Below are 11193 nucleotides of genomic sequence, written 5' to 3'. Positions count from 1 at the left end.
AAGGGTGATCAAGGCCCGCCGGCCCCAGGACCCCCGTATCAGACCCCTAAGACTTACAACCCTGAGAGGGATTGACGCATAGTGCTCGACGTCAACTTCTTCGATGAGCTCCGGATCGGTCTGGCCACCGCTGACGACATCCGTCAGTGGAGCCACGGCGAGGTCAAGAAGCCCGAGACCATCAACTACCGCACCCTCAAGCCCGAGAAGGACGGACTCTTCTGCGAGAAGATCTTCGGTCCGACCCGGGACTGGGAGTGCTACTGCGGTAAGTACAAGCGTGTCCGCTTCAAGGGCATCATCTGCGAGCGCTGCGGCGTCGAGGTCACTCGCGCCAAGGTGCGTCGTGAGCGGATGGGCCACATCGAGCTGGCCGCTCCCGTCACCCACATCTGGTACTTCAAGGGCGTTCCGTCGCGGCTGGGCTACCTGCTCGACCTCGCCCCGAAGGACCTCGAGAAGGTCATCTACTTCGCCGCGTACATGATCACGTACGTCGACGAGGAGCGCCGCACCCGCGACCTGCCCTCGCTGGAGGCCCACGTCTCCGTCGAGCGTCAGCAGGTCGAGAACCGCCGCGACGCCGACCTCGAGGCCCGCGCCAAGAAGCTCGAGACCGACCTGGCCGAGCTCGAGGCCGAGGGTGCCAAGGCCGACGTGCGCCGCAAGGTGCGCGAGGGCGCCGAGCGTGAGATGAAGCAGCTGCGCGACCGCGCGCAGCGCGAGATCGACCGTCTCGACGAGGTGTGGACCCGCTTCAAGAACCTCAAGGTCCAGGACCTGGAGGGCGACGAGCTCCTCTACCGCGAGCTGCGTGACCGCTTCGGCACGTACTTCGACGGATCGATGGGTGCCGCGGCGCTGCAGAAGCGCCTGGAGTCCTTCGACCTGGACGAGGAGGCCGAGCGCCTCCGCGAGATCATCCGCACCGGCAAGGGCCAGAAGAAGACCCGTGCGCTCAAGCGCCTCAAGGTCGTCTCCGCGTTCCTGCAGACCAGCAACAGCCCCAAGGGCATGGTGCTCGACTGCGTGCCGGTCATCCCGCCGGACCTTCGCCCGATGGTGCAGCTGGACGGTGGCCGCTTCGCGACCTCCGACCTGAACGACCTGTACCGCCGTGTGATCAACCGCAACAACCGCCTGAAGCGCCTTCTCGACCTCGGTGCCCCCGAGATCATCGTGAACAACGAGAAGCGCATGCTTCAGGAGGCTGTCGACGCGCTCTTCGACAACGGCCGTCGTGGCCGCCCGGTGACGGGCCCCGGCAACCGTCCGCTGAAGTCGCTGTCCGACATGCTCAAGGGCAAGCAGGGTCGATTCCGTCAGAACCTGCTCGGCAAGCGTGTGGACTACTCCGCGCGTTCCGTGATCGTCGTCGGTCCGCAGCTGAAGCTGCACCAGTGTGGTCTGCCCAAGGCCATGGCGCTGGAGCTCTTCAAGCCGTTCGTGATGAAGCGCCTGGTCGACCTGAACCACGCGCAGAACATCAAGAGCGCCAAGCGGATGGTCGAGCGCGGCCGCACGGTCGTGTACGACGTCCTGGAAGAGGTCATCGCGGAGCACCCGGTTCTCCTGAACCGTGCGCCCACGCTGCACCGCCTCGGCATCCAGGCCTTCGAGCCGCAGCTGGTCGAGGGCAAGGCCATCCAGATCCACCCGCTCGTCTGCACCGCGTTCAACGCGGACTTCGACGGTGACCAGATGGCCGTCCACCTGCCGCTCTCCGCGGAGGCGCAGGCCGAGGCCCGCATCCTGATGCTGTCCTCGAACAACATCCTCAAGCCGGCCGACGGCCGCCCGGTCACGATGCCGACCCAGGACATGGTCCTCGGTCTGTTCTTCCTGACCACCGACGGCGACCTGCGGAACGTGAAGGGCGAGGACCGCTCCTTCGCTTCCGTGGCCGAGGCGATCATGGCGTTCGACGCCGGCGAGCTCTCGCTGCAGTCGCGCGTGGACATCCGCTTCCCGGTGGGCACCATCCCGCCGCGCGGCTGGACCCCGCCGGCGCGCGAAGAGGGCGACCCGGAGTGGCAGCAGGGTGACACCTTCCGCCTGCGGACGACCCTGGGCCGCGCGCTCTTCAACGAGCTGCTGCCCGAGGACTACCCGTTCGTCGACTACGAGGTCGGCAAGAAGCAGCTCTCCGAGATCGTCAACGACCTCGCCGAGCGCTACCCCAAGGTCATCGTGGCGGCGACGCTCGACAACCTGAAGGCGGCGGGCTTCTTCTGGGCGACCCGTTCCGGCGTCACCGTGGCCATCTCCGACATCGTCGTTCCGGATGCGAAGCGCGCGATCGTCAAGGGCTACGAGGACCTGGACGAGAAGGTCCAGAAGCAGTACGAGCGCGGTCTGATCACCAAGGAAGAGCGCACGCAGGAGCTCATCGCGATCTGGACCAAGGCGACCAACGAGGTCGCCGAGGCGATGAACGCGAACTTCCCGAAGACCAACCCGGTTTCGATGATGGTGAACTCGGGCGCACGAGGCAACATGATGCAGATGCGTCAGATCGCCGGTATGCGTGGTCTGGTGTCGAACGCCAAGAACGAGACGATCCCGCGCCCCATCAAGGCCTCCTTCCGTGAAGGCCTGTCGGTGCTCGAGTACTTCATCTCGACCCACGGTGCCCGTAAGGGTCTGGCGGACACCGCTCTGCGTACCGCCGACTCGGGTTACCTCACCCGTCGTCTGGTCGACGTCTCCCAGGACGTCATCATCCGCGAGGAGGACTGCGGCACCGACCGCGGCCTCAAGCTGCACATCGCGGAGCGCGGCGCGGACGGCATCCTGCGTAAGGCCGAGAACGTCGAGACCAGCGTGTACGCACGTGCGCTGGCCGAGGACATCACCGTCGACGGCAAGGTGCTGGCCCCGGCCAACACCGACCTCGGCGACGTCCTCATCGACGAGCTCGTCAAGCACGGCATCGAGGAGGTCAAGACCCGCTCGGTCCTGACCTGTGAGTCCGCCGTCGGCACCTGCGCCATGTGCTACGGCCGCTCGCTGGCCACCGGCAAGCTGGTCGACATCGGTGAGGCGGTCGGCATCATCGCCGCCCAGTCCATCGGTGAGCCCGGTACCCAGCTGACGATGCGTACCTTCCACACCGGTGGTGTGGCCGGTGACGACATCACCCAGGGTCTGCCCCGTGTCGTCGAGCTCTTCGAGGCTCGTACGCCGAAGGGTGTCGCCCCGATCTCCGAGGCCTCCGGCCGCGTGCGGATCGAGGAGACCGAGAAGACCAAGAAGCTCGTCGTCACCCCGGACGACGGCAGCGACGAGACGGCGTTCCCGATCTCGAAGCGTGCCCGTCTCCTGGTGTCGGAGGGCGAGCACGTCGAGGTGGGCCAGAAGCTCACCGTGGGTGCCACCAACCCGCACGACGTGCTGCGCATCCTGGGTCAGCGTGCCGTCCAGGTCCACCTGGTCGGCGAGGTCCAGAAGGTCTACAACTCGCAGGGTGTGTCGATCCACGACAAGCACATCGAGATCATCATCCGGCAGATGCTGCGCCGTGTGACGATCATCGAGTCGGGCGACGCGGAGCTGCTGCCCGGCGAGCTGGTCGAGCGTTCGAAGTTCGAGACCGAGAACCGTCGTGTGGTCCAGGAAGGCGGCCACCCGGCCTCCGGCCGTCCGCAGCTGATGGGTATCACCAAGGCCTCGCTGGCGACCGAGTCGTGGCTGTCGGCGGCGTCCTTCCAGGAGACGACCAGGGTTCTGACGGACGCGGCGATCAACGCCAAGTCCGACTCCCTGATCGGCCTCAAGGAGAACGTCATCATCGGTAAGCTCATCCCGGCCGGTACGGGTCTGTCCCGCTACCGCAACATCCGGGTCGAGCCGACCGAGGAAGCCAAGGCCGCGATGTACTCGGCCGTCGGCTACGACGACATCGACTACTCGCCGTTCGGCACGGGCTCCGGCCAGGCCGTCCCGCTGGAGGACTACGACTACGGTCCGTACAACCAGTGAGCGGTAGGCAGTAGGCAGTAGGTAGTACGAAGGGCGGTCATCCCCGATGGGGGTGACCGCCCTTCGGCGTTCCTCGGCCCGCCGAGTGCCTGTCCTGTCCTGGCGGACCAGTCCTGGCGTGTCCTAGCGAGGGAGCTGCAGATACGGCTCCAGCGCGCGCAGCCGGGTGTAGTTGTCGGGGTGGGTGGACAGCAGCCTGGCGAGGCCGCCGGGCTCCTTGAGCTTCTTGCCCTGAGTGACGGCGTACGCCTTCGCGGCGTCCTCCTCGGCCTGGAAGTGGTGCAGGACCTGGGCCATCTCGGGCGCGAAGCCGAGGGCCGCGGCCTGCTGGTCGGCGCGCAGTTCGCCGAGGCGTCCCGCGTAGGCGAGGAGGTAGGGCGCGACGACGAGGGGGACGGTGATGTACCAGGCGACGAGGAACCCGGCGAGCACGAACATCCCCATGAAGAGGATCAGGAGTCCGGTCGCGGCCGCCGAGAAGACTCCCGCGACGGCGAGCGCGATTCTCGCCAGCACGCGGGTGAACGCCCACGCGAGCCGTCCGGGCAGCGAGTACCAGTAGCCGAGGAGCCCTGCCCAGGCGTGACCGCCGGTGTGGTGGCCGAGCTCATGGGCGAGTACGGCCGCGAGGTTGCTGCTGGGAATCCGGTTGAGGGAGTACGTGGTGACGCCGACGACATGGCCGGCGGCCGCGACCGCGTTCAGGTCGTCGCTGTTCTCCACCATCAGCTCGTAGGTGTTCGCCTCGATGCCCGCCCGGGCGGTGACCTCCCGCCAGATCGGCTCCAGCCGGGCCCGTTCCTCGGCCAGCGGCGCCCGCAGCTTGAGCACGTGCCGGGCGAAGCGCAGCTCGGTGGGACGGTGGAAGACGAGCGCGCCCGAGGCCAGCCAGGCCACCACGACCACCCAGCCCACGGCCGTGCCGAACATGCCCAGCGCGAGGGACGAGACCACGGCGAGGCTCACCAGGAACCCCGGGATCTGTGTCGCCAGCTGCCCGATGGCGGTGGCGTCGGCGCCCCGCTGATGGCTCGCCAGATGAACGCGTGAGCCCTGGTGGCGGTAGTCGAGGTCGTCGGGCGCGGTGGCGGGCCGCGGGACGAAGGGCGCCGGTTGCGGCTGCTGCCCCGGGTACCGCGGGTCGGGCCCCGGGTACTGCGGCGGGGTGGCCGTCTGCTGGTGGGTGGCGCCCGGGGAGGCGGAGCCCGGCGCGGCGGAGCCCGGGTACTGGGGCGCGGGGCCTCCTCCGGCTCCGGGGTACGGGGAGGCCGAGCCTCCTCCGGCACCGGGGTACTGGGGTGCGGGGCCTCCGGCTCCCGGGTATTGCGGGGGGTGGCCTTCCGCGTCCGGGTACTGGGGTGCGGGGCCTCCGGCTCCGGGGTATTGGGGCGGGTGGCCTCCGGCGCCGGGGTACTGGGGCGCGGGGCCACCAGCTCCTGGGTACTGGGGCGGGTGGCTTCCCGTACCGGGGTACTGGGGCTCCGGTCCGCCCGTCCCGGGGCTTCCGGGGTACTGCGGTGGGGGAGCGGAGGCCGCGGGGTACTGGGGTGGCGGGGAGGCGGCTCCCGGGTACGGGGGCGGTGGAGCGGATGCTCCGGGGTACGGGGGCTGCGGAGTGGCGGCTCCCGGATACGGGGGCTCGGGGGAGGCGGGGGACGGGCCCGGGGGCTGGGACATGAGGGCTCCTTCGATGAGGGACGTCAGCCGATGCGGGACGTCAGCCGATGAGCAGCGCGGTCGGCAGCAGGGCGGTGCCGGCGCAGAAGGCGATCAGGCCGGTTCGGATCCACTGGTGCTTGCGGGCGGCGATGCGGCTGGTCTCGATGAGCGCCGCCGTGAGTCCGGCGGCGGGATCGCGGTCGGTGTCGGCCAGCGCGGTGGCCAGCCGGCCCTCGCGTACGGCCTGCTGGATGTCGCCGAAGTAGCAGAGAGGCCGGCCCGGGGCCCAGGTGCCGCGGCGGTAGCGGGGGAGCACGGCGAGCAGCAGCGCGAACAGGGACAGTCCCAGAGCCGCCGCCCCGGTCCACCACAGGCCCGTCCCGGCCCGGGACAGCTCGGTCGGTGTCCAGCCGCGTCCGGCGAGCAGCGCGCTGAACACCCCGGCTGTCATCCCGAGCGCCGCCACGAGGACGGAGGCCTTGCTGTCGGCCCGGGCTATCTCGCCGCGCAGCTCGGTCAGCAGCCGCTCGGCGGTGCGGCCACCGGCCCCGGAAGGGGGCGAGGACGGGTCCGGCAGCGGCGGGTCCGGCGGCGGCGGGTCCGGCGGCGGGTCGGCGGGCGTCTGCGGGTCGGCGGGTGTCGGAGGGTCGGCGAGAGTCGGCAGGCCGGCGGGTGTCGGCGGAGTGACGGGTGTCGGCAGGCCGGCGGGCGTCTGCGGATTGGCGGGCGTCTGCGGGTTGGCAGGGGTCGGCGGAGCCGTGGGCGCGGGTGGCCGCGCCGTGTCGGGTGTGGTCACGCGGGCTCGTCCCCTGGAGTGTCCTGCCGTGCCGAGGCGGGCGCCGCGAACGGCGTGGCGGGCGGCACGGCGGTCCGGGCGCTCTCGGGGCCCCCGGGCACCGGGGGCACGGCGGGAGCCGGTCCATCGGCGGCGTAGGGCGTCGTGGAGGGCTGTCCGTACGGAGCGGGGCCGCCGACCTGCCCCGGCACCCCGGCGGCCGCGGTGTCCGGACCGCCGGCGTACGGCGGCTGGGCGCCCGCGTGGGGCGGCTGTCCGCCGTACAGGGTCCGGTCGTCGGCGTACGGCGCGTGACCGCCGGCGTACGGCGCCTGTCCCGTGTACGGCGGCTGTCCCGTGTACGGCGGCTGGGCGCCCGCGTAGGGGGGCTGCCCGGCGGACGGAGGCTGCCCGCCCGCGTACGGGGGCTGTCCGGCGTACGGGGCCGGGCCGCCGTACGGGGGCTCTCCGGCGTACGGCGGCTGCAGGGACTGGCCGGGGTAGGGCGACTGGCCCGGATACGGCGGCTGGGGCGGGCTCTGCGGCTGTCCGGGTGTCGCCCCGGCCGGCAGTGCCCCCTGCCCGTCCCGCGGCGCCGGAGGCGTCTGCTGCTGGATCAGCTCGTCGACGGCGCGCAGGGTCGAACGGGCCGACTCCGCCTTCTGGAAGTCCTCCAGGGTGTCCCCGGCGATGACCTGGAGCTGTCCTCTGATGATGGACAGCTGGTCCTTCTGGATGGACCCGATGACCATCCTGGTGTCCTCGGGGTGCTGGGCGAGATGCAGGGCCCAGGCGGCGACGCCCCCGTGCTGGAGGTGGTACTGGTAGAAGTTGATCTTCTCGGTGATCAGATGGTGGTCCTGCTGCTGGCGCAGCACCTCCAGCTCGTGCTGCTGCCGGGCCAGCCGGAGCCGGAACTCGTGCTCGGGGTCGAGCATGTCGGACTCGTAGCGCAGGCTCCGCTGCCGTCGCCGGTGCGCGATCGCCTCGTCGTCCAGCCGCAGGCGTACGACACAGGTGACGGCGAGCCCGATGCCCGCGGCGAAACCGCCCGTCTCCACGGCCTGCTGTACCGCGCGCTCGGCGGCCGGGCTGTCCTCGATGGAGAAGGCCCGGCTCACCGGCCGCGCGAGCTGGTGCAGTTCACGGGTGAGCCGCGTCGGCACATCGCGCTCACCGCTCGCCACGTACGCGATCGGGTCCGCGACCCGCCAGGTCAGATCGGCGGTGGCGCCGAAGGAGAACGCGTCGTCGTCGCTCGGCACCTCCAGGGCGAGCTGCACGGGATGGCTGCCCATGTCCACCTCGTAGACGGAGGTGTAGCGCCGGGTGGCCGCGTCCGCGCGGCTCGGCCGGTGCGGCGGCATGTAGACGTCGTACGAGCCCTTCGCGGTGACGAAGACCAGCGCGTGGTCGATCGCGGTGACCGAGCGGCGGACGGTGTAGTCGAAGCGCGCGATCGGCCGCACGGTGAGCACCGGGTCGATGAGCGTGGTGTGCCGGTTGGCGTCCTGCTGCCACTCCGGCTGACGGCGGAACTCCGCCATGGTTCAACTCCTCGATGGATCTGGGGTGGAGGGGATCAGGAGGCCGAGCAGGCGGTCGGCCGCCGGTGGGCGCGGGCCGCCGTCCGGGGCGCGCAGGTTGAGCAGCTCGTGGCTCAGGCGTTTGCGGTCGTCCGCCGTGACGACCAGCGCGGGCAGCAGCAGCTCCAGGGCCTGGGCGACGTCCGCCCGGACCTCGGCCAGGTGCACCCAGGTGTGCAGGGCGTACAGGGCGCCACGGGTGTGCCCGCGGTCGCCGAGGGCCGTCCGCCAGAGGGTGGCCAGGTCACGGGCCGAGTCCTCCTCGTACATGCCCGTGTCGGCGTACCACTCGACGAGCGCGCCCTCCTCGGCGTTGTCGCAGGCGCGCACGAACGCTCCCAGCGCGAGCGCGCGGACGGAGGCCGTGTCGTGGTGGAGCAGGCGCACCAGCTCGGAGAGCATCTCGCCGCGCCGGGCGCCCACCGAGAGCAGCAGGGCCGTCGAGTCGATCAGGTTGTTCGCCTCGGTCTCGCCGCTGTCCCCGGCACGGGCGCGGGCGGCGAGCGCGCTCAGCGCCGGGCCCGCGAGGTCCGGGCGCAGCGGGGTGAGCAGGCCGAAGGCGCGGATCGCGGTCCAGCGGCGGGCCCAGTGGGTGTCCGTGCACCACTGGGTGAGCAGGCGCAGCACGACGGGCGCGTCGAGGAGCTGGGCGAGCGTGAGGGTGTTCGCGGCGGTGACGCGGGGGCCGAAGGCCTTCGACACCGCCCAGCCGTCGATCAGCAGCGCCACCGCCGAGGGCAGGTCGGCGCGGGCGAGCAGCGCGGTGGCCGCGGCGGCCCGGGTCCGGACGACCGGACGGCTGTCGCGGGCCAGCTCCTTCAGCCAGGAGACCAGCGCGGGCCGTGCCGAGGGGTGGCCCGTCCAGACCTCGCCGAGCAGGAGACCCGGCGTGTTCTCCTTCTTGAAGTACGCGGTGAACTGCGGCACCGAGCCCCACTCGGTGGCCTCGTCCCGCACTTCGCCCTCGGCCCGCGCCCGCTCCAGCCGGGTCCCGGCGGCGAGCCCGAACACCGGGATCTCCGGTGGCTGTTCGGGATGCTGGAGCCGCTGGAAGTGCACGTACAGCTTGTCGGCGAGTTCGGCGGCCAGCACGTACGGCGCCTGGTCGAAGACGGCGAGCGAGATGAGGAACGCCTTGTCGCGCAGGGTGGCCTCGGGGTCGCTGAGCCACTCCCGGCACTGCTGCTCGACCGCCGCGTGCCCGAAGTCGGCGAGGCGGGCCACCGCTTCCTCGCCGCCGTCGTAACGGGCGACCTCCGCGGCGAACCGGGCGACCTCGGCGGGGCGGTGGGCGTCCCGGGAGAGGAAGTCGCGCACGGGGCCGAGGGCGAGCAGGCCGGCGCTGTCTCCCGGCTCCTTCCGCAGGTCGGCCAGGTGGGCGCGCAGCACCTCGGCCGCCTCCGGCGGTTCCCAGCCGGACGGGACCACCCCCAGCAGGAACGGGGAGTTCTCGACGGTCACCACCAGGTAGCCGTCGGTCTTCGCGAGCCGGTCGCGGGCCGCGTACAGGTGGGTGTCCCGCAGCGGGCGGTTGCGGCTCAGCGGGAGATCGCGCAGGACGTGTCCGCCGGGAGCGGAGACCTGGGCGCCCAGGTTCGCCGGGCCGGTCTCGGCCGACAGGGCGTGTACGGCGGGAACGCCCAGGTGGTGCAGGAGCATCAGCGCGGCGGCGTAGCGGCCGGTGGAGTGGGCGCCGGCGAGGACGAGGACGCGCTCGTCGCGCAGCCGGGCCAGGGCGGCGGCGAAGGAGGGGCCCTCGACGAAGACTCCGGCGAGCGCGTCGAGCCGCTGCCGGGGGATCTCCCCCGAGGCGTACGCCTCCGGCGCGGACGCCGTCCCGTGGTGGTGGATCTCCGTCTTGCCGCCCATGAACACGTCACGGGCCGAGCCGCCCGCCGAGACCCCGTGCTGGGCCCCGCCTACCAGGCTGCCGCCGAAGGACGCGGCCTCGCTGAAGATGAACCCCGGGGTGTGCGCGACCAGCTCGCGCTGTGCGGCCCTGGCCTCCTGGGTCCGCTCCTCGGGCTCGCCGGGGTCGGTGCGCGCCTCGGGCGCCGGGCGCGGGTCCCTCGGTCCTCTCGGCGCCTTCGGCTCCGGCGGCGGTACGTCGTCGGAGGCGTCCGGTGTCACGGGCGGGGCCGCCGTCACGCGGACTCACCCCCGCTTCCGCTTCCGCTGCCGCCCAGGTGGACGTCGCCGGTGACCTGGCCGCCGGACACGCCGTGCTGGTCACCTCCGACGAGGCTGCCGCCGAAGCTGGGGGAGCCGCCGTTGAAGTTGAAGACGACGTTCCCGGGAGGCGCGGCGGCCCGGGCGGGCTCCGCCTGAGGCCCGGCCGCTTCCGGCCCGGGTGCTTCCGCCTCCGTGACCTGCGACGCCCCGGCCCCCGTGGTCCCGGCTCCCGTGTGCCCCGGGCCCGTGGCCCCGGCCCCCGTGGCCCCCGGCCCCGGCGCCGGGCTCTCCCCCGAGCCGCCCGGCGCCGGGGCTCCCCCCTTTTCACTGTGGCCGTCGTGGTCGTCCGCCCCGTGCGGAACCGGGCCGTGCAGCCAGGCCCGCAGGGGTCCGTTCTTGCTGTCAACCGTCACCGGGTGGAAGCCGTCCGCCGGGATACCGGGGTGGTTGTGCCGCACGATCCCCGCGTGCACGCTCTCCGAGACGCACAGGGCGAAGTCGTTCGGCCGCTCCCGCAGGGCGGCGCGCAGCAGTCCGGCGTCGAGGAGCCGGCAGGCGTGGTTGAGGTCGGAGCCGACCCAGCCGTCGTACGCGTCGACGGCGACGTATCCGGTGGCGACGACACCGCGCAGCCGGATCTGGGCGGAGCTGGAAGCCATCCGGTTGACCGCGCGGAGCTGGGCGGGCACCTCGGTGAGCAGGGCGCGCAGCAGCGCGGTGACCGAGGCGTTGGCGTCGATCAGCTCCATCACCGAGTCACCGCGGTCCGCCCGCAGGCGCAGGCGCTCGTCGATGCCGGCGCTCTCCAGCGCGCGGTCCGTGATGTCGTACAGCATCCGGCGCAGGTAGGCCTGCTCGACGTCGTCCCGGTCGCTGTACTTCTCGATGTCGAGCAGGAGGATCGTCCGGCTCACGGGGTCGGTCATGGTCGCCTTTCGGTGGGGGCCTCGCCTGACATGCAGGTTGGCGTCACCGGTGGGCCGGGTGTGAGGGCGGATGTCCCACTCGAAGTGTGACCGT

At 71.8% G+C, this 11193-nt stretch carries 6 protein-coding genes; 1 reads left to right on the top strand and 5 read right to left on the bottom strand.

Annotation, left to right across the window (positions count from 1 at the left end; genetic code table 11):
* Nucleotides 1-81: 81 nt before the first annotated feature.
* Complete coding sequence (locus OOK38_RS09960) at nt 82-3981, top strand: DNA-directed RNA polymerase subunit beta' (protein ID WP_266761719.1); 3900 nt, start codon at nt 82-84, stop codon at nt 3979-3981.
* Between the two features lie 123 nt (nt 3982-4104).
* Here the strand turns inward: OOK38_RS09960 and OOK38_RS09955 are convergent, their stop codons facing one another.
* The 5 genes from OOK38_RS09955 to OOK38_RS09935 form a co-directional block, all read right to left on the bottom strand.
* Complete coding sequence (locus OOK38_RS09955; RefSeq protein ID WP_266761721.1) at nt 4105-5658, bottom strand: M48 family metalloprotease; 1554 nt, start codon at nt 5656-5658, stop codon at nt 4105-4107.
* Between the two features lie 40 nt (nt 5659-5698).
* Nucleotides 5699-6217, bottom strand: a complete 519-nt coding sequence (locus OOK38_RS09950) for a Pycsar system effector family protein (protein WP_266765806.1) — start codon at nt 6215-6217, stop codon at nt 5699-5701.
* 215 nt (nt 6218-6432) lie between these two features.
* Nucleotides 6433-7962, bottom strand: coding sequence for a PE-PGRS family protein (locus tag OOK38_RS09945; protein WP_266761723.1), 1530 nt, complete (start codon nt 7960-7962; stop codon nt 6433-6435).
* Nucleotides 7963-7965: 3 nt separating this feature from the next.
* Complete coding sequence (locus OOK38_RS09940) at nt 7966-10149, bottom strand: hypothetical protein (RefSeq protein WP_266761725.1); 2184 nt, start codon at nt 10147-10149, stop codon at nt 7966-7968.
* The gene (locus OOK38_RS09935; RefSeq protein ID WP_266761727.1) at nt 10146-11099 is read right to left on the bottom strand and encodes a hypothetical protein; all 954 of its coding nucleotides are present in this window, start codon (nt 11097-11099) and stop codon (nt 10146-10148) included. The genes OOK38_RS09940 and OOK38_RS09935 overlap by 4 nt, the downstream gene beginning before the upstream one ends.
* Nucleotides 11100-11193: the final 94 nt, after the last annotated feature.

It is taken from the genome of Streptomyces sp. NBC_00568, from assembly GCF_026341855.1.
In the GTDB taxonomy this organism is placed as follows: domain Bacteria; phylum Actinomycetota; class Actinomycetes; order Streptomycetales; family Streptomycetaceae; genus Streptomyces.
This window is presented reverse-complemented; position numbering and strand designations above follow the sequence as displayed.